At 66.6% G+C, this 18,129-nt stretch carries 21 protein-coding genes; 9 read left to right on the top strand and 12 right to left on the bottom strand.

All coding sequences use genetic code 11. The features are described from left to right. Nucleotides 1–12 precede the first annotated feature (12 nt). The 4 genes from G6N66_RS28105 to G6N66_RS28090 are packed head-to-tail and all read right to left on the bottom strand — an operon-like array spanning nucleotide 13 to nucleotide 3,753. Nucleotides 13–1,047, bottom strand: a complete 1,035-nt coding sequence (locus tag G6N66_RS28105) for an LLM class flavin-dependent oxidoreductase (RefSeq protein ID WP_085231906.1) — start codon at nucleotides 1,045–1,047, stop codon at nucleotides 13–15. Beyond that, nucleotides 1,047–1,562, bottom strand: a complete 516-nt coding sequence (locus tag G6N66_RS28100) for an SRPBCC family protein (protein WP_085231905.1) — start codon at nucleotides 1,560–1,562, stop codon at nucleotides 1,047–1,049. The genes G6N66_RS28105 and G6N66_RS28100 overlap by 1 nt, the downstream gene beginning before the upstream one ends. Nucleotides 1,563–1,582: 20 nt before the next feature. Then, a complete protein-coding gene (locus G6N66_RS28095; protein ID WP_085231904.1) occupies nucleotides 1,583–2,683 on the bottom strand; it encodes a fatty acid desaturase family protein in 1,101 nt (366 codons plus the stop codon). A gap of 11 nt (nucleotides 2,684–2,694) precedes the next feature. Continuing rightward, nucleotides 2,695–3,753, bottom strand: a complete 1,059-nt coding sequence (locus tag G6N66_RS28090; protein ID WP_085231903.1) for a flavin reductase family protein — start codon at nucleotides 3,751–3,753, stop codon at nucleotides 2,695–2,697. A 70-nt stretch (nucleotides 3,754–3,823) separates the two neighbouring features. Here G6N66_RS28090 and G6N66_RS28085 point away from each other — a divergent pair, with 70 nt between their 5' ends. Continuing rightward, nucleotides 3,824–4,498 (top strand): TetR family transcriptional regulator, encoded by a 675-nt coding sequence (locus G6N66_RS28085; protein ID WP_085231902.1) that lies wholly within the window; start codon nucleotides 3,824–3,826, stop codon nucleotides 4,496–4,498. Nucleotides 4,499–4,515: 17 nt separating this feature from the next. After that, nucleotides 4,516–4,920: a DUF732 domain-containing protein gene (locus G6N66_RS28080; protein ID WP_085231901.1), complete on the top strand. Its 405-nt coding sequence runs from the start codon at nucleotides 4,516–4,518 to the stop codon at nucleotides 4,918–4,920. A 4-nt stretch (nucleotides 4,921–4,924) separates the two neighbouring features. On the opposite strand, the gene G6N66_RS28075 is transcribed toward G6N66_RS28080, so the two are convergent. From G6N66_RS28075 to G6N66_RS28065, 3 genes are read right to left on the bottom strand one after another with little or no spacing between them, the layout of a single operon-like run. Then, on the bottom strand, nucleotides 4,925–5,530 hold the full coding sequence (locus G6N66_RS28075) for a GNAT family N-acetyltransferase (RefSeq protein WP_085231926.1): 606 nt from the start codon (nucleotides 5,528–5,530) through the stop codon (nucleotides 4,925–4,927). A 14-nt stretch (nucleotides 5,531–5,544) separates the two neighbouring features. Beyond that, the gene (locus tag G6N66_RS28070; RefSeq protein WP_085231900.1) at nucleotides 5,545–5,979 is read right to left on the bottom strand and encodes a TIGR03618 family F420-dependent PPOX class oxidoreductase; all 435 of its coding nucleotides are present in this window, start codon (nucleotides 5,977–5,979) and stop codon (nucleotides 5,545–5,547) included. Between the two features lie 28 nt (nucleotides 5,980–6,007). Next, nucleotides 6,008–6,478: an SAM-dependent methyltransferase gene (locus tag G6N66_RS28065; protein ID WP_085231899.1), complete on the bottom strand. Its 471-nt coding sequence runs from the start codon at nucleotides 6,476–6,478 to the stop codon at nucleotides 6,008–6,010. Nucleotides 6,479–6,492: 14 nt separating this feature from the next. Here G6N66_RS28065 and G6N66_RS28060 point away from each other — a divergent pair, with 14 nt between their 5' ends. After that, the gene (locus G6N66_RS28060; RefSeq protein ID WP_085231898.1) at nucleotides 6,493–7,788 is read left to right on the top strand and encodes an acyl-CoA dehydrogenase family protein; all 1,296 of its coding nucleotides are present in this window, start codon (nucleotides 6,493–6,495) and stop codon (nucleotides 7,786–7,788) included. A gap of 10 nt (nucleotides 7,789–7,798) precedes the next feature. Here the strand turns inward: G6N66_RS28060 and G6N66_RS28055 are convergent, their stop codons facing one another. Beyond that, complete coding sequence (locus G6N66_RS28055) at nucleotides 7,799–8,254, bottom strand: MaoC family dehydratase (protein ID WP_085231897.1); 456 nt, start codon at nucleotides 8,252–8,254, stop codon at nucleotides 7,799–7,801. Nucleotides 8,255–8,274: 20 nt separating this feature from the next. On the opposite strand from G6N66_RS28055, the gene G6N66_RS28050 reads away from it, so the two are divergent. The 5 genes from G6N66_RS28050 (at nucleotide 8,275) to ag85C (ending at nucleotide 12,411) form a co-directional block, all read left to right on the top strand. Then, nucleotides 8,275–8,778 carry a metallophosphoesterase family protein gene (locus G6N66_RS28050; RefSeq protein ID WP_085231896.1) on the top strand — a complete coding sequence of 168 codons (504 nt, stop codon included), beginning with the start codon at nucleotides 8,275–8,277 and terminating at the stop codon, nucleotides 8,776–8,778. Nucleotides 8,779–8,832: 54 nt separating this feature from the next. Then, complete coding sequence (locus G6N66_RS28045) at nucleotides 8,833–9,294, top strand: MarR family winged helix-turn-helix transcriptional regulator (RefSeq protein WP_085231895.1); 462 nt, start codon at nucleotides 8,833–8,835, stop codon at nucleotides 9,292–9,294. Next, nucleotides 9,291–10,106: an ATP-binding cassette domain-containing protein gene (locus G6N66_RS28040; protein ID WP_085231894.1), complete on the top strand. Its 816-nt coding sequence runs from the start codon at nucleotides 9,291–9,293 to the stop codon at nucleotides 10,104–10,106. Before G6N66_RS28045 ends, G6N66_RS28040 begins: the two co-directional genes overlap by 4 nt. Further along, nucleotides 10,096–10,914, top strand: a complete 819-nt coding sequence (locus tag G6N66_RS28035) for an ABC transporter permease (protein WP_085231893.1) — start codon at nucleotides 10,096–10,098, stop codon at nucleotides 10,912–10,914. Before G6N66_RS28040 ends, G6N66_RS28035 begins: the two co-directional genes overlap by 11 nt. A gap of 495 nt (nucleotides 10,915–11,409) precedes the next feature. Further along, the gene (ag85C, locus tag G6N66_RS28030; protein WP_085231892.1) at nucleotides 11,410–12,411 is read left to right on the top strand and encodes a diacylglycerol acyltransferase/mycolyltransferase Ag85C; all 1,002 of its coding nucleotides are present in this window, start codon (nucleotides 11,410–11,412) and stop codon (nucleotides 12,409–12,411) included. 80 nt (nucleotides 12,412–12,491) lie between these two features. On the opposite strand, the gene G6N66_RS28025 is transcribed toward ag85C, so the two are convergent. The 4 genes from G6N66_RS28025 to G6N66_RS28010 all read right to left on the bottom strand — a co-directional run bounded on the left by G6N66_RS28025 (nucleotide 12,492) and on the right by G6N66_RS28010 (nucleotide 17,589). Beyond that, a complete protein-coding gene (locus G6N66_RS28025) occupies nucleotides 12,492–13,172 on the bottom strand; it encodes a YoaK family protein (protein WP_085231891.1) in 681 nt (226 codons plus the stop codon). Between the two features lie 32 nt (nucleotides 13,173–13,204). After that, entirely contained in the window at nucleotides 13,205–14,581 is a 1,377-nt protein-coding gene (locus G6N66_RS28020) for a maltokinase N-terminal cap-like domain-containing protein (protein WP_085231890.1), read from the bottom strand. Further along, complete coding sequence (gene treS / locus G6N66_RS28015) at nucleotides 14,578–16,401, bottom strand: maltose alpha-D-glucosyltransferase (protein WP_085231925.1); 1,824 nt, start codon at nucleotides 16,399–16,401, stop codon at nucleotides 14,578–14,580. The genes G6N66_RS28020 and treS overlap by 4 nt, the downstream gene beginning before the upstream one ends. 129 nt (nucleotides 16,402–16,530) lie before the next feature. Then, a complete protein-coding gene (locus G6N66_RS28010; RefSeq protein ID WP_085231924.1) occupies nucleotides 16,531–17,589 on the bottom strand; it encodes a S1C family serine protease in 1,059 nt (352 codons plus the stop codon). A 101-nt stretch (nucleotides 17,590–17,690) separates the two neighbouring features. On the opposite strand from G6N66_RS28010, the gene G6N66_RS28005 reads away from it, so the two are divergent. Next, entirely contained in the window at nucleotides 17,691–18,098 is a 408-nt protein-coding gene (locus G6N66_RS28005; protein ID WP_085231889.1) for a TIGR03668 family PPOX class F420-dependent oxidoreductase, read from the top strand. The last annotated feature ends 31 nt before the right edge of the window (nucleotides 18,099–18,129 follow it).

Genomic DNA, 18,129 nt, shown 5'->3' with positions numbered 1-18,129 from the left:
CCCGCCCTCAGTTCACGTTCGGCGGACCAGATCGATCGCCCGGCCCAGGGTGTCCAGCTTGGCGTCCAAGCTGTCGCCCGCCGGATACAGCCGCACGGTGGCCACGCCCGCGTCGCGCCACACCTTGAGGCGCGCCCGCACCATCTCTTCCGTCCCAATCAAGGTGGTGGCCAGCACCATCTCGTCGGTCACCAACGCGGCCGCGCCGTCGCGGTCGCCGCGCTGCCAGCGCTCGCGGACCTCGGCGGCGACGTCGGCCCAGCCCTGACGGCTGTAGGCCTGGTTGTAGAAGTTGGTGCTCGACGACCCCATGCCGCCGAGGCTGAACGCCAGGTCTTTCTTGCGGTCGGCGACCATGCCGCTGAGTTCGCCCTCGTCGGCCGCGAAGGCGACCTCGGCGCCCTGACAGATGTCGATGTCGGCGCGGGTGCGCCCGGCGGCCGCCAGTCCCTGGTCGAGGTGGGCGAAGTAGGCGTCGTCGGCGCCCTCCGGGACGAAGCTGGTGCCCAGCCAGCCGTCCGCGATCTGTCCGGTCAACCGCAGCATCGCCGGCGACAAGGTGGCCAGATAAATGGGAATGGGATGCTCGGGCCGGGTGGACAAGCGCATCGGCACCGCTTCCCCGCCCGGGCGCGGAATCTGAATCTCCTTGCCGGAGTACGAGATCTTCCCGCCCTCGAACACCTGCCGGACGAGCTCGACGGTCTCGCGCATGCGGGTCAACGGACGGGCGAAGGACACCCCGTGCAGGCCCTCCATCACCTGAGGTCCGGACGCCCCCAGGCCGAGCAGGAACCGTCCGCCGGACAGGTTGGACAGCGTGATCGCCGTCTGCGCGACGAGTACCGGCGAGCGGGTACCGACCTGAATCACACCCGAGCCGAGCACCATCCGGTCGGTCCGGGCCGCGAGGTAGCCGATGGCCGACGGAGCGTCCGTCCCCCACGCCTCGGCGACCCAGCACACATCCAGGCCCAGTTTTTCGGCCTCGACCACGAAGTCGACCACCCCCGGTTGGGACAGCTCGACCGTCGTGGCGGTCCGCATCAGCGCACCCCGTGTTCGGCCAGCCGTTTGATCGCCGCCAGGGTCTTGTCGATCGCCGCCTCGAACTCGCGCATCCGCACGAAGACGATCTTTTCCTCCTTGTCGGGCATCGAGTCGATGGCGACCGACAAGCCCGAGCGTCCCGGGCCCATCTGCATCCAGAAGCTCAGCGCGGTACCGCCGTCGCGTTGCGCCAGCCGAAAGCGCCACTTCGCCGAGGGGTTCTCGGGGTCGCCTACCGCCCAACAGAATTCACGTGGCTGGTCGCACTCGACGATCTGCGAGGTGGTGCTCCATTGCCCGAACGCGTCGTGCTCGTTATATCCGACGAAGCGGGCGCCGACCCGGGGCCGATCGGCCCCGTCGGTCCACTCGACCCGCTGCAGCTCGTTGGAGAGCGTCGGCATCAGTTCGATGTCGGAGACCAGGCTCCAGACCCGCTCCGGGTCAGCGTCGATCCACGTCGATGCTTCCACTGTTGGGTTGTCCGCGTAGCGGGCGCCGGTCCATTCCACGACGCCTATTGTGCTCCCGTCTACGCCGCGGCAGGTACCCGATCGTCAGGCCTGTCGGCCGTGGACTTCAGCGAGTCCGGGAACGCCAGCCTGACGATCTTGCGGACGACGGTGCCGAACTGGCGCAGCAGCGGACCCTTGTTGTAGGGGATGCCGTAGCGTTCGCAGATCTCTTGCACCTCGGGCGCGATCTCGGCGTACCGGCGCGCCGGCATGTCCGGGAACAGGTGGTGCTCGATCTGGTGCGACAGGTTGCCCGACAGCAGGTGGAAGAGTTTGCCGCCGGTCAGGTTCGCCGAACCGAGGACCTGACGGAAATACCACTGGCCGCGGGACTCGTCCGTGGTCTCCTCGACGGTGAATTCCTGTGTGCCGTCGGGGAAGTGGCCGCAGAAGATGATCATGTACGACCACACGTTGCGCATCAGGTTGGCGGTGAGGTTGCCGGTGAAGACGAAGGGCGCGAACGGCCCGGCCAGCAACGGGAAGGCGACGTAGTCCTTCAGCGCCTGGCGGCGGGTCTTCTTCCAGATCTCCTTGAGGGTGTCCCGCTTGTCGCGGACTGAGATCTCGCCGGCGCGGATCTTCTCGGTCTCCAGCTCGTGCAGCGCCACGCCGTACTGGAACAGCACCATCAGCAGGAAGGCGTAGAGCGGGTTGCCCAAGAAGTACGGCTCCCAGGGCTGGTCTTCGCTCATCCGGAGGATGCCGTAGCCGATGTCGCGGTCCATCCCGACGATGTTGGTGTGGGTGTGATGCATGTAGTTGTGCGAATGCCGCCATTGATCGGCGGGGCACGCGGTGTCCCACTCGAAGGACTGACCGGAGATCGCCGGGTCACGCATCCAGTCGTACTGACCGTGCATGATGTTGTGCCCGATCTCCATGTTGTCCATGATCTTCGACACGCCCAGCATCGCGGTGCCCAGCAGCCACGCCGGGGGCAGGAATAGCAGGGCGCGCCCGCCGACTTCCAGCGCACGTTGGGCCTTGATGACGCGGCGGATGTAGTCGGCGTCCTTTTCGCCGAGGTCCGCCATGATGCGTTCCTTGATGGCGTCCAGTTCGCGACCGAATTCGTCGGCCTGCTCGCGGGTCAGGGTAATCGTGTTGTTAGGCATGGCATTTCCTCCTAAAGTGCGATGTCGACATCGCCGACCGGGACGGACACGCAGATCTGTATGTTTTCGTCGGCGCCGGTCGAGACCGAGCCGGTGGTGAGGTTTCGCACGGTGCCGGCGGTCTTGCGCCGCGTGCAGGTGTGGCAGATGCCCATCCGGCATCCGTTTTGCGGCGTCAGGCCCGCCGATTCGGCCTGCTCAAGCAGCGAACGGCCGTCGTCGGTGACGTCGATTCCGCTGTCCGAGAAGGTGATTCGGCTACCGGATGGGTTCGCGGTGGGTTCAAACACCGGCGGCACGAAGCTTTCGGTGTACACGTTGTCGCAGTGCTGCCGGACGGCCTCGACCAAAGTTGTTGGGCCGCAAACGAACACCGCGTCGGGTGATCGCATCGCGGCGGCCAGGTGCTCCCGCCCAAACGAGCCGACGAGGTCGCCGGCACCCGATCGGGTGTACCCGTGCAGCACCCGCACCCGCTTCAGCTCAGCCAGCTCGTCGCGATAGCAGGCCTCTTGCGGGCTGCGCGCGTAGTGGACGAACGCGACCTCGCCCCGGTGGCCTTCATTGACCAGCGTGCGCAGCATCGCCATGACGGGTGTGATGCCGCTGCCGCCGGAGACGAACAGGATGCGGCGCGGACGCTCGGCGGGCATCACGAAGCCGCCGCCGACGCCGGCCAGTCCGACCACCATGCCGCGCCGGGCCCGCTCGTAGAGGTACGTCGAGACCAGCCCGCCGTCGTGGTGACCGATCGTCAGCTCGAGGTGGGGGCCGCCCTCGGCGTTGGCCGGCGAGTAGCACCGGGTGTGCCGGCGGCCGTCGATGTCGACCGTGAGGTTGACATATTGACCGGCCTGCAGGGAGCGGCCATTGAACGCGGCGTTCGGGGCCAGCGTGAGGGTGACGCTGCGCGGTGTGCTGCGCCGCACGTCGATCACCTTGGCTCGGGCCTCGCCGATCGTCCAGGTCGGCGCCACCAACTCGGTATAGCGGTCGACGCCGTGCGGACCGGTAAGCAGGTCGACTAGGTTGGAACCCAGGACTCGTTGCTTCAAAGTTTGAGTGAACATATGTACACCGTGCGACTAGATACCCCAGCTAGTCAAGGCTTTTTTGCTGGTATGTGGTAGGCTTCACACAGTGAACAGCCGTACTCCTAGCTCACACCCCCGCCGGTCGGGGCGGAGCCGTTCACGCGAAAGCCCGTCGCGCGAGGAGCGCAAAGAGGCCACCCGGCGCGCCATCATCGCCGCCGCGCTCAAGCTGCTGCAGGACCAGAGCTTTTCCAGCCTGAGCCTGCGCGAGGTGACCCGCGAGGTCGGGATCGTCCCCGCGGCGTTCTACCGGCACTTCGAGTCGATGGAGGCCCTCGGGCTGGTGCTGATCGACGAGTCGTTTCGCACCCTGCGCGACACCCTGCGCGGAGCGCGCGCGGGCAAGCTCGACCCCACCCGGGTGATCGAATCCTCCGTCGAGATCCTGGTCGGCAGCGTCGCCGAACGGCGCGAGCACTGGCGCCTCATCGGCCGGGAGCGCTCCAGCGGGCTGTCCGTGCTGCGCTACGCCATCCGCACCGAGATCCGGCTGATCACCTCCGAGCTGGCCACCGACCTGGCCCGCTTCCCGGGGCTCAACGCCTGGAGCACCGAAGACCTCAACGTGCTGGCCACGCTTTTCGTCAATGCCATGATCGCCATCGCCGAGCTGATCGAGGACGCCCAGAGCGCCGAAGCGTTGGAAGAAATCCGGCGAGTGGCGGTCAAGCAGCTGCGGATGATCGCCATCGGCATCGCGAGCTGGCGCAGCAGTCCCTAGCGGCATACGCTCCGCCCATGTACTACCGCGTATCTCTGGCCGCAGCGGCCTTTGTCGCCGGGATCATGGCGGCCGCGGTCAGTCTGGTTTCGGCGCCGGCCCGCGCCGACGGCGCCGACGACTCCTTCCTGCAAGCCCTCGACGGCCGGGGCGTGCAGTACGGCACCATGGACCGGGCGATCGCGGTGGCGCAGAACGACGTGTGCGGTCAACTGGCCGGGAACCCCGCCACATCGATGAGTGATCTGGTGACCGTCGTGGCCAGCGACGCCAACCTGTCGATGGCCGACAGCACCTTCTTCACCGGGTCCGCGATCGCCGCCTACTGCCCGCAGTTCCAGTCCGTCGTCACTGCACCGCCCATACCGGCCGCCGCGCCGACGCCGGTGCCGGACGGGCCGATGAACGTGCCGATTTCCTAAGGCCTTAACGCGGCTGGCGCCACATCGGCCACATGGTGGGGCCGCCGTGCGGTAACACGATCTCGCCGGTCACCTCGAAGCCGAATCGTTGGTAGTAGGGGATGTTTTCGGATTTGCTCGACTCCAGATACGCCGGAGCGTGTTCGGCATCGACGCGGTCGAGGCGCGAGCTCATCAACACCTGTCCGAATCCTTTGCCACGCACCGACGGGTCGCTGCCGATGACGGCCAGATACCAGTGCGGCTCCTCGGGGTGCCAGCGTTTCATCAATTCCTGTATCGCGCGTCCCCGCGCCGAGTGCCGGCCGAACACCCGCAGGAACGTCGGTATCTGCGCCAGCTGCTCCCAGCGCGATTCTTGCCATTCGTTGGGTGGGTCCCACAGTGCCGCCGCGCCGATGTCCGGCCCGTCAGACGCGACCTCGACGGCGCCGCGGGCCAGATGGTGGTGGCGGGTTATCGTCGCGAAGAGCCGGGGTAGCTGCGCCGTACGCGATTTCGCGTCGGGAAGCAGCCAGCTCATCACGGGATCGTCGTAGAAGGCCCGGGCCAGCGTGCGCGACAGCTCGCGTACGTCGCCCTTGTGCGCCGGACGTGCTTGGGGAGCCACCCGGGTCACGTTACTCAGGACGCCCAGGGACCGATGCCACCGATCTTGTCGATGCGAATGCGCGTCAGGAATCCGGGCGGTGCGCCCGCCGGCGGGAACACCTCGGGGTTGGACAAGGTCTGCGCCAGTTCCTTGAGCACCTCCGGGGCTCCGCCCTCGACGATCCGGGCAGTGCCATAGACCGCGAGGTAGGGGCGCATCTCCGGGACGACGTCGCCCACCGCGGCGATCGTGAGGGCCACGCGGGGATCGTTGCGGACGTTGCGAACCTTCTTGTGCTCGCCGAGGTGGGCGGTGACGAGTTCGTCGCCGTCCGGCTCCCCGTCGGGCGCGGACTGCAGTTGGACCCAGACCAGGGACACCTGCGGACTGCCGTCGGGGTTCAGGGTGACCAGCGTGGCGTCGACACCCTTTCCGATGAGATCGCGTGCGGCGTCGTTGAGTTTCATACGTTCTCAGACCCTCCGGTGGCCCGATTCATTCCCAATAGCCGCCCATGAGCTCCGTCGCCCAGGCGGGCTGGCGCACGTGCCCGCGGGGACCGAACTCCTTCATGTAGGGCTTGATATCGATCACCGGCGTGCCGTCAATCGCGTCGAGCCCCCGGACCGTGATCGCGAGTCCATCGACGCCCAACAGGGTGCAGGTGGTGACTCCGAGACGGTTCGGGCGGTTCTTGCCGCGCTGGGCGAAGATGCCCACCTCGGGCCAGTCGGGATTACCCCGGGGGCGGCGCGCGGCGAGCTCGACGTCGTCGGCGCCGACGCGGTGGAACGCGTAGATCACCTCGATGTGGGAGAAGCCGTCCAGGCCCCACAGCGCCGATTCGTCGAACTCATCGGACAGCCGGATCAGCGTCGTCTCGCGGTCCCAGGCGTCGTCGGTCGGTTCCGTGCGGGTGCTGTGCACGGTGCCGATCGGGACGATGGTGATAGCACGCGGGTCCATGCGAGTATTCAAACGTGTGGGATTTCGAAACGGACCCGGAATACCAGGCGAAGCTGGACTGGGTAGAAAAGTTCATGGTCGAGGAACTCGAACCGCTCGACCTGGTCTCGCTTGATCCATACGACAAGACCAACGCCGAGATGATGGCGATCCTGCGGCCCTTGCAGCAGCAGGTGAAGGATCAGGGATTGTGGGCGGCGCACCTGACTCCCGACCTCGGCGGCCAGGGCTTCGGTCAGGTCAAGCTTGCGCTGCTCAACGAGATCCTCGGGCGTTCGCGGTGGGCACCGTCGGTGTTTGGTTGTCAGGCGCCCGATTCGGGAAACGCGGAAATCCTCGCGCTGTTCGGCACCGACGAGCAGAAGGCCCGCTATCTGCAGCCGCTGCTGGACGGCGAGATCACGTCCTGCTACTCGATGACCGAACCGCAGGGCGGCTCCGATCCCGGCATGTTCGTCACGCAGGCGACCCGCGACGGTGACGACTGGGTGATCAACGGGGAGAAGTGGTTTTCGTCCAACGCCAAGCACGCATCGTTTTTCATCGTGATGGCGGTGACCAAGCCCGACGCCCGCACCTACGACAAGATGTCACTGTTCATCGTGCCCGGCGAGACACCGGGCATCGAGATCATCCGCAACGTCGGGGTGGGGGCCGAGTCGGGCAAGCACGGTTCGCACGGATACGTCCGCTACAACGACGTCCGGGTGCCGGCCGATCACGTGCTGGGCGGTGAAGGGTCGGCGTTCATGATCGCGCAGACTCGCCTGGGTGGGGGCCGCATTCACCACGCGATGCGCACAATCGCTCTGGCGCGCAAGGCTTTTGACATGATGTGCGAGCGCGCCGTGTCACGCAGGACCAGGCACGGTCACCTGTCCGATTTCCAGATGACCCAGGAGAAGATCGCCGACAGCTGGATCCAGATCGAGCAGTTCCGGCTGCTGGTGCTGCGCACGGCGTGGCTGATCGACAAACACCACGACTACCAGAAGGTGCGCCGCGACATCGCCGCGGTCAAGGTCGCGATGCCGCAGGTGCTGCACGACGTGGCGCAGCGGGCCTTGCACCTGCACGGCGCGCTCGGCGTCTCCGACGAGATGCCGTTCGTCAAGATGATGGTGGCCGCCGAGTCGCTGGGCATCGCCGACGGTGCGACGGAGTTGCACAAGATGACGGTCGCCCGCCGCACCTTGCGCGAATATCAGCCTGTGACAACGCCTTTCCCGTCACAGCACATTCCCACTCGGCGTGCCGAAGCACAGGCGAGGCTGGCTGAGCGGCTAGAGCATTCGATCGCGGAGTTCTGACTCCGAGCAGCTACGAAACGTAGCGGACAATGCTCTCGGCGACGCACGCCGGCTTGGGCGCACCGTCGATCTCGACGGTGGTCGACACCACCGCCTGCACGGCACCGTCACCGACGTCGTCGACGCTGACCAGCGAGGCAACCGCGCGAACCTTGGAGCCGACGGGTACCGGCGACGGGAAGCGGACCTTGTTGAGGCCGTAGTTGATCGCCAGCTTGATGCCGTTCACGGTGTAGATCTCGTGCTGCAGCCGCGGCAGCAGCGAGAGCGTCATGTAGCCGTGCGCGATGGTTTTCCCGAACGGGCCCTTGGCCGCACGCTCGGGGTCCACGTGGATCCACTGGTGGTCGCCGGTCGCATCGGCGAACAGGTTGACATCTTCCTGGGTGATGGTCACCCAGTCGCTTTGCCCGAGGGTCTCGCCCGTGGCCGCGGCAAGGTCCGCTACTGACTCGAAGGTGCGCATGAGGGGTAAGCATAGAACCCGTGAGGCTGCTGCTGATTGCCGATACCCACGTCCCCAAACGCGCCCGCGACCTGCCCCCACAGGTCTGGGATGAAGTCGCGAGGGCCGATGTCGTCGTGCATGCCGGCGATTGGGTGACCCCCGACCTGCTCGACGAGCTGGAGGCCAGGGCCGCTCGATTGATCGCGTGCTGGGGAAACAACGACGGCGATGTCTTGCGGGAGCGGTTGCCGGAGCGCGCCGACGCGACGCTGGCCGGCGTGCGTTTCACCGTCGTGCACGAGACCGGGGCGGCCGCCGGCCGCGAGGGCCGGATGTCACGGCTGTATCCGGACAGCGACGTCCTGGTGTTCGGGCACAGTCACATCCCCTGGGACACCACGACGGGCACCGGGTTGCGCTTGCTCAATCCGGGTTCGCCCACCGACCGCCGCCGCCAACCGTTCTGCACCTACATGACCGCGAGCGCCGACGGCGGGGTGCTAAGGGACGTCGAGCTGCATCGCGTGCACAAAAGTAGCTGACGGCTAGGCCAGGCACAGCGCGCGCACATATATAGCTCGTAAACAGAGATATATATGCCAGCACTCAAGGAACGCACGGATCTGATCGCCGAAGTGTTCGGCGTCGTGGGCCGGTTTCGCCGGCAACTTCGGCGGTCCGTGCCTCGGGGCTTGGATTCGGCAAGGCTCACCGAAGCGCAGGCGGAGCTGTTGTGGCTCATCGGCCGGCGGCCGGGGATCTCGATCAGCGCCGCGGCCGCCGAACTCGGTCTGGTGCCCAACACCGCGTCGACGCTGGTCTCCAAGCTGGGAGCCAAGGGCCTACTGCTGCGGACGGTTGACCCGACGGACCGCCGCGTTGGCCGACTACGGCTCGTTGGGCCCACCCAGCGGATCGTCGACGCGTCTCGTCGGGCCCGGCGCGCCCTGCTCGCCGACGTGCTCGCCGAACTCGACGGTGACCAAATCGAGTCTCTGACAAAGGGGTTGGAGGTTCTCGACACGATGACCCGACTATTGCAGGAGCGACGATCATGAGTGGATCACTGCCGCCGGCCATCGACTGCCGGAAGCTGACGTACCGCTATGGCAAGTTCACCGCCGTCGATGACCTGACGTTGCAGGTACGTCCCGGCGAGACCATGGGCCTGCTGGGGCCCAACGGCGCAGGAAAGACGACGCTGGTGCGCATGCTCACCACGCTGGCGCCGGTGCAGCAGGGTGAGCTGCGCATCTTCGGAATGGATTCGCACGATCAGACCGTCGATATCCGAAGCAACATCGGCTATGTGCCGCAACAGCTTTCGATAGAGCCATCACTGACCGGCCGGCAGAACGTGGAATGGTTCGCTCGGCTGTACGGGGTGCCCCGCGCCCAGCGCACCGAACGTGCCGATCAAGCACTGGCCGCCATGCAGTTACATGACGTGGCCGACCGGCTGGCCGGGACCTACTCCGGCGGCATGGTGCGCCGCCTGGAGGTGGCCCAGGCACTGGTCAACCGCCCGTCGCTGCTGGTGCTCGACGAACCGACGGTCGGGCTGGATCCGATTGCCCGCGACGGTGTTTGGGCTCAGGTGCGGAAGATGCAGTCCCAGTTCGGCATGACGGTGCTGCTGACCACTCACTACATGGAGGAAGCCGACGCGTTGTGCGACCGGGTCGCGTTGATGCATCGCGGCGAACTGCGGGCCGTGGGCACCCCCGCCAGGCTCAAGGAAGCGGTGGCGCCCGGCGCCACCCTCGAGGACGTGTTCCGGCACTACGCGGCCGCGGACTTGGCGCAAGAGGAAGCCGGGTCGTTCCGCCAAATCCGTTCCAGCAGAAAGGTTGCCAGCCGTGCAAGTTGACCACGCCGCGACGGTCACCCTGGTGCGAGCCCCGCGCGGATGGCACCGGGTCACCGCGACGCTGGATCGCGTCAGCGCGTTCGCGATCGTCGAGCTGCAGAAGCTGCAACACGATCGCACCGAACTGGTCACCCGGATGGTGCAGCCCGCGTTGTGGCTGCTGATCTTCGGCACCACGTTCAGCAAGCTGCACGTGATTCACACCGGATCGGTGTCCTATTTGGCGTTTTTGGCGCCGGGGATCATCGCCCAGTCGGCGCTGTTCATCTCGATCTTCTATGGCATACAGATCATTTGGGATCGAGACGCCGGCATCCTCGCCAAACTGATGGTGACCCCGGCTCCGGCGTCGGCGCTGATCACCGGCAAGGCCTTCGCGGCCGGCGTGCGGTCGGTCGCGCAGGTCGTCGGCGTGATGGCGCTGGCCTATGTGATGCGCGTCGGCCTGACCATCAACCCGCTCCGGATCCTCGGCGCGATGGCCATCGTGATGCTCGGGGCCGCGTTCTTCGCGTGCCTGTCGATGACACTGGCCGGGCTGGTGCGCAGTCGCGATCGTCTGATGGGTATCGGGCAGGCCATCACCATGCCGCTGTTCTTCGCGTCGAATGCGCTGTACCCCGTCGACGTGATGCCCTCCTGGTTGCGCGCGCTGAACACGGTCAACCCGCTCAGCTATGAAGTCAATGCGTTGCGGGCGCTGCTGATTGGCACACCCTTCAATCCGCTCGACATCGTCGTGCTGGTGGCGGCCGCGCTGATCGGCATTGCGACGGCCTCAACGTTGTTGCGCCGCTTGGTGTCTTGACCCTTAGCTTGAATCCCGACGCGATCGCTCCGGCCCGATGGTCGCGACCCGCAGCGCCCGGCTTCGCCGGGCTCGCGATCGCTCCTGACCCGATGGTCGCGACCCGCTGCGCCCGGCTGCGCCGGGCTTGCGATCGCTCCTGACCCGATGGTCGCGACCCGCTGCGCCCGGCTGCGCCGGGCTTGCGATCGCTCCTGACCCGATGGTCGCGACCCGCTGCGCCCGGCTGCGCCGGGCTTGCGATCGCTCCTGACCCGATGGTCGCGACCCGCTGCGCCCGGCTGCGCCGGGCTTGCGATCGCTCCTGACCCGATGGTCGCGACCCGCTGCGCCCGGCTGCGCCGGGCTTGCGATCGCTCCGACTCCTAATCGTTAGCCAACCGCGACATCGAGCTGCGGCCGCGACAGCCGAAGCGAGCTGTCCCCCTGTGTTTCACTCGCCCTGACAGATTCGACCGCATCACGCGGCAGAAAAAGTTGGGATGGGTAGAAGCTATGACGCTGTTCGAGGGGATGCGAAAGTTGCGTGGCGCCACGGCAAAGCTGCCACGCCGGCTGGCTGTCGCGACCATAGGAGCGGGACTGTTGTCCGGTCTTGTCTGTGCCGTCGGTGGCACGGCGACCGCGGGGGCATTCTCCAAGCCGGGTCTTCCGGTGGAATACCTGCAGATTCCGTCGCCGTCGATGGGCCGAGAAATCAAGGTCCAGTTCCAGGGCGGCGGACCGCACGCGGTGTACCTGCTCGACGGCCTGCGCGCCCAGGACGACTACAACGGCTGGGACATCAACACCAACGCCTTCGAGGAGTACTACCAGTCGGGTCTGTCGGTGATCATGCCGGTCGGCGGGCAGTCCAGCTTCTACAGCAACTGGTACCAGCCGTCGTCGGGCAATGGGCAAAACTACACCTACAAGTGGGAAACGTTCTTGACCCAGGAGATGCCGGCCTGGCTGCAGGCCAACAAGCAGGTCTCGCCGACCGGCAACGCGGCGGTGGGCCTGTCCATGTCCGGCGGCTCCGCGCTGATCCTGGCGTCCTACTACCCGCAGCAATTCCCCTACGCCGCATCACTTTCCGGCTTCCTCAACCCGTCCGAGGGCTGGTGGCCGACGCTGATCGGCCTGGCGATGAACGACTCGGGCGGCTACAACGCCAACAGCATGTGGGGCCCGTCGACCGACCCGGCGTGGAAGCGCAACGACCCGATGGTCCAGATTCCGCGACTGGTCGCCAACAACACTCGGATCTGGGTGTACTGCGGTAACGGCGCAGCCAACGACCTCGGCGGCGACAACGTCCCGGCGAAGTTCCTGGAAAGCATGACGTTGCGGACCAACGAGCAGTTCCAGCAGACCTACACGGCTTCGGGTGGGCGCAACGGGGTGTTCAACTTCCCGGCCAACGGCACGCACTCGTGGCCCTACTGGAATGCCCAGCTGATCGCGATGAAGCCGGACATTCAGCAGGTGCTCAACGCCGGCAACAACTCTGCTTAGGCCGAGCGTCCATCAAGCCAGCATCGGCAGCAGCGCAACGGCCAGCGCTGCTGCCGATGCTTCCTTTTGGGGCTGATTTATCAGAATTCCCGGGCGCGGCGATCCTGGTGAAAGTAGGTGTAGCCGGTCGTCAGCGCGCACATGAGCGAGGCGACCACCAGCATCCATGTGCCGTTGACCACCAGGCTGATGCCGCCACCGATCACCGCGCCCACAACGAAGCTGGCGAAAAGCAGAAAGTAGCCGAGCCAGTCCGACGCGGTGCCCCCGGCGATGTGCCGTTCGATGCCCTGGCCCATCTTGACCAGCGTGCCCGTCACATAGCTCAACGGCACCGACACCTCGCCGTCTTCGACGAACGACGTATTCAACGCGCCAATGCCGAAGGCCACCAACATGATTGGCGTGAAATCGAGCTGCAGTTCTGCCCAGCCCTCGTCGATGACATCCAGCACCGTGGCGGCCACCAGGCTGAAGGTGGTCAGCACGGTCGGGCCGTGCGGATGCCCCGACCAGAGTCGCCGCCGGCAGATGGAGGCGACCACCACGCCGGCGACGAAGCACACGATGAGCACGCCCGCCGAGACCGCCAGCCCGGCATCGTTGCTGAAGTACCCGAGCACGGCGCGCTGGGCGTTCCCGGTCATGAAGGTGACGAAGTAGCCCGCGGAGTGCATGTAGGCGGTGGCTCCCAGCACGCCGGCCAACACCGCCAGCACCCACGACAACCGCGATTCACTGTTGAAGATCTCGCCCGGCACTCGGACATGTTTTCATCCGAGGGCCGCGCCCGCTAAACGGCGGTGAGCCGCGCGATGGACCGCAGCGGGATCGGCAGCCAGCCGGGCCGGTGCCGGGCCTCATAACCGGTCTCGTACACGGCCTTGTCGAGTTCGTACGCGGCCAGCAGCAAGGCCGAATCGCGGGGGTCAACCCCCGACGCGGCCGCATACCCGTCGCAGAAGGCGGTGCGGTTGCGTTCCACCCATTCCCGGGCGCGCGCCGCGCGCTGCTTGTCGGGCGCCTGGTCCAGCCCCTTATCGACCAAAGGCCCGTAGGCGGCGTACTCGAAGGAGCGCAGGACGCCGGCCACGTCGCGCAGCGGCGAATCCGGCGCGCGCCGCTCGACCAGCGGCTGGCCCGGCTCACCTTCGAAGTCGATCAGCAGCCAGCTCTCCGGGGTGCGTAGCACCTGGCCCAGATGCAGATCGCCATGCACCCGTTGAACGGTGATCGTCTCGTTGGCCAGCTTCTGAAAGCGCTCCTCGACCGTCGGCACGTACTCGCCCAGTTCAGGAACGATCGCCGCGGTCGACGACAGCCGTGCCAGCACGTTGTCCACCGGAAACGTTGTTTGCGCCGTTCCCAGGCACTCGGCCAGGGTGGCGTGCACGGACGCGACGGCTTCGCCGAGCCGGTAGGACTCGCCGGCGAAGTCGCCGCCGACCTCGTGCGCATACAGGTCGCCCTCGGCGAACAGGTCGCGGAGGCTGGCGGTGGCCATCGCCCAGCCTTCGGCGGCATTGGCCGCAAACTCGGTCACCATGCCCAGCGGGCAGACCTTGTCGGCGTCGGCGGCCGCTATCTCGTAGGTGCCGAATAGCCGGGCCACGTGCGGGTTGCCGGCCCGCGCGAGCACCCGGTTCAGTTCGATGTCGGGATTGATGCCCTCGCTGACCCGGCGGAACACCTTGAAGATGGCGCGCCGATCGAAGATCACGCTGGTGTTGGACTGCTCGGCGTCAGAAACATGCGGCTCGGATTCCAGGGGCAGTTCGACATCGGGCTCCTTGCCGAACACCACTTCGATATCCGAGACCTCTGACCCCGTCCGCACGGCCGAAGTGTCCATCAACGACAGCAGAAACTGCGGCGCGTCCGGGGCATACAGCGCGTCGAAGCCGGTGTGGTCGCCGGCGGCGCCGATGGTGGCCACGGTGCTGTACTCCGAGACCGGCGCGGAATCCCAGCCGACGATCACCTGGTAGCGCTCCGCCGAGCCGTCGGTGTACTCGGCGTCGACGAGCACCAGGTCGAGGTCGTCGCGCAGCGGGACCACGACGGCCGGCTCGGCGGCGGACAGTTCGCGGTTGCGCCCCGCGTACCAACGTTGTTGCGGCAGCCACTCAGACCAGGGCAGCTTGGCTGGGTGCTCGGCCGGGGAAGTCATGCGTTGTTCTCCTCGGATGGGATCAGCTGAAACCAGTAGAACCCGTGCCCGGGCAGCGTCAGCAGATAGGGCAGGTGTCCGATGCGTGGGAACTCAACCTGTCCGGTCAGCTCGACCGGCGTGCTGCCGTTCCAATGCTGCAGGTTCAGCTCGATGGGCTGCGGGAACCGCGACAGGTTGTTGATGCACAGCACAGTGTCACCCATGACGTCACCCCCGGAGCCGCTGGAGCCACCGGAGCCGGCACTGTCGGCCGCCTGGCGCACAAACGCCAGCACCGACGGGTTCGACCCGCCCAGCTCTTCGAAGGTGCCGACCGCGAAGGCCTCGTGCCGGCGGCGCACCGCAAGCATGGTGCGGGTCCAGTTGAGCAGCGAGGTCGAGGTGTCGCGTTGCGCTTCGACGTTGACGGCCTGATAGCCATAGACGGGGTCCTGGCTGGGCGGCAGGTACAGCCGGCCCGGGTTGGCGGTGGAGAATCCGGCGTTGCGGTCGGGCGTCCACTGCATCGGCGTGCGGACCCCGTCGCGGTCGCCGAGCCAGATCACGTCGCCCATCCCGATCTCGTCGCCGTAATACAGGACCGGAGAGCCGGGCAGCGACAGCAGCAGCGCGTTGAACAACCGCATCTGGTTGAAGTCGTTGTCCAGCAGTGGCGCCAGTCGGCGACGGATCCCGACGTTGGCCTTCATCCGCGGATCCTTGGCGTACTCGGCGTACATGTAGTCGCGTTCCTCGTCGGTGACCATTTCCAGCGTCAACTCGTCGTGGTTGCGCAGAAAGATCCCCCACTGGGCCAGGTCCGGGATGTCGGGCGTCTGCGCCATGATCTCCGAGATCGGAAACCGCGATTCGCGCCGGACCGCCATGAAGATGCGCGGCATCAGCGGAAAGTGGAAAGCCATGTGGCATTCGTCGCCGCCGGTGCTGGCGTCGCCGAAGTATTCGACGACATCGGCGGGCCACTGATTGGCCTCGGCCAGCAGCACCCGGCCCGGGTACTCGTCGTCGACGACTTTGCGGACGCGCTTGAGGAACGCGTGCGTCTCGGGCAGGTTTTCGCAGTTGGTGCCCTCGCGTTCGAACAAATACGGCACCGCGTCCAGCCGGAACCCGTCGATGCCGAGGTCGAGCCAGAACCGCAGGACGTCGATCATCGCCTCTTGCACGGCCGGGTTGTCGTAGTTCAGGTCCGGCTGGTGGGAGAAGAACCGGTGCCAGTAGAACTGCTTGCGCACCGGGTCGAACGTCCAGTTCGACTCCTCGGTGTCGATGAAGATGATGCGGGCGTCGGTGTACTTGTCGCTGGTGTCGCTCCACACGTAGTAGTCGCCGTAGGGGCCGTCGGGGTCGTGGCGCGACTCCTGGAACCACGGGTGGGAATCCGACGTGTGGTTCATCACCAGGTCGGTGATGACGCGGATCCCCCGCCGGTGCGCGGCGTCCAGCAGCTTGACGAAATCGTCGACCGTGCCGAATTCGGGCAGCACCTTGTAGAAGTCCCGGATGTCGTAACCGCCGTCGCGCAGCGGCGAATCGTAGAACGGGGGCAGCCAAATGCAGTCGATCCCAAGCCACTGCAGGTAGTCCAGGCGATCGAGCAGGCCGCGCAGGTCGCCCGAACCGTCCGCGTTGGCGTCGCTGAACGCGCGGACCAGCACCTCGTAGAACACCGCGTGTTTGAACCAGGTCGGGTCGGCGGGCAGCGCGGCGGCGTTGTCGAAATCCTCGGCATCCGGGTGCTCGACCACACCTCCTTCGACGTGACTGCCCCCGGCCGGATCGGGATGGTGTTCGACAGCGTTTTTTCCGTCGTTCATCAAGACCACGATGCCACGGGTACCCGAGGCGGGACACCTGGAATCACGCTCGCCGACGATCGGCAAATCGGCTCCGGCGGAAGCGAAATTGCCGACGCCGTCCCGATATTGGGCGATATTAGGTAGCTGTCAGGCCGGCGGCCCGTCGGCCAACGTGATATTCACCGTGCGGACATTGCCCGACGCGCTGCGGTACGTGACCGCGATGTTGTCGCCGGGGTGATGCGGGACGAGCACATCCGCCATCGCGGTCGCCGAGGTGATCGCGGTGTTGTCGACCCGGGTGATGACGTCGCCGGGCGAGAGCCCGGCCTCCGACGCCGGTCCGGTTCCGACCACGCGTTCGACCCGCGCACCATTGCCGTTGTTGTCCACCACGCCCAGACCCAAGAAGGCCGTCGGGCCGACGTGCACGGTGCCGCCGCCGCCCCCGCCCCGGATCGCCGCGGCCACGCCCATCGCGTGTCCGATCGGGATGGCGAAGCCCGCCCCGCCCGACATCTTGAAGTTGTCGGTCGCGGCGGTGGTCATCCCGATCACCTGTCCGGCGCTATTGACGATCGGGCCGCCCGAGTCGCCGGGCTTGATCGGCGCGTCGACCTGGATCAACCCGTTCAGCGATTCCTCGGCGCCGGTCAGCGAGTCCGACGCGTGCACGCTTTGATTGACGGCGACCACCTTGCCAGGCAGCACGCTGGGCATGCCGCCCTGCCCGCCGGTGTTGCCCAGCGCGACGATCGGCTCTCCGACCGTGGCCCCGCCACCGATCGCGGCGGCGGGCAGGCCGCCCCCGCCGCGCAGCTGCAGCACCGCGACGTCCTGCACCCGGTCGTAACCGATCACGTCGACGGCGTAGGTCTGGCCGTTCGCGTTGGAGAACACGCTGATGTCGGTGGCGCCCGAAATCACGTGGTTGTTCGTCAGCACCACCCCGGCCGGATCGATGATCATGCCGGTTCCGGCGCCCACCGCGTTGTTGAATCCGAACCTGGTGTTGATGTTGACGACCTGCGGCGCAACCATCGCGGCGGGGTCGAGCTTGGGCGCGGGCCGCTCGCTGAACCCGTTCAGGGCAGGTGCGGCAGACGCCGGCGCGGTGGGCAGTCCCAAGGCCAGTCCCAACCCGACCACGGCCAGCACGCTGACCAACCATGACCACCAGGGCGAGCGGTGGTGCCATTTGCTCATCGCGTTTCCTCCTGCGTCGGGGTGGGGGATCAGCATCACCGTAAACCACGCTGCTCACCAACCTAACGTGCCGCTCTCAAGGTGGCTTCTAAGCTGACCGGGTGGGCGAATTCGACCCGCGGGCCAGCTTTGGCCGGTCCCCGGTGGCGCGGCTGGCCACGGTGACGCCCGACGGCGTGCCGCATTTGGTGCCGGTGGTGTTCGCGGTCGACGCCGATATTGCGTACACGGCCGTCGACGCGAAGCCAAAGACGACGCAGAAGCTGCGCCGCCTGGCCAACATCGAGAACAATCCGCAGGCCAGCCTGTTGGTTGACCACTACAGCGACGACTGGACGCAGCTGTGGTGGGTGCGGGCCGACGGTGTCGCCACGATTCATCACGACGGCGAGCAGATGCAGGCGGGATACCGGCTGCTGCGCGCCAAATATCCCCAGTACCAATCGGTTCCGTTGGACGGTCCGGTGATCGCGGTCGCCGTGCGGCGCTGGTCGAGCTGGCACGCCTGATCCCGACGCTCCGCGACCCTTGTGTTGGGCC

The organism is Mycobacterium conspicuum, assembly GCF_010730195.1.
GTDB lineage: Bacteria > Actinomycetota > Actinomycetes > Mycobacteriales > Mycobacteriaceae > Mycobacterium > Mycobacterium conspicuum.
This window is presented reverse-complemented; position numbering and strand designations above follow the sequence as displayed.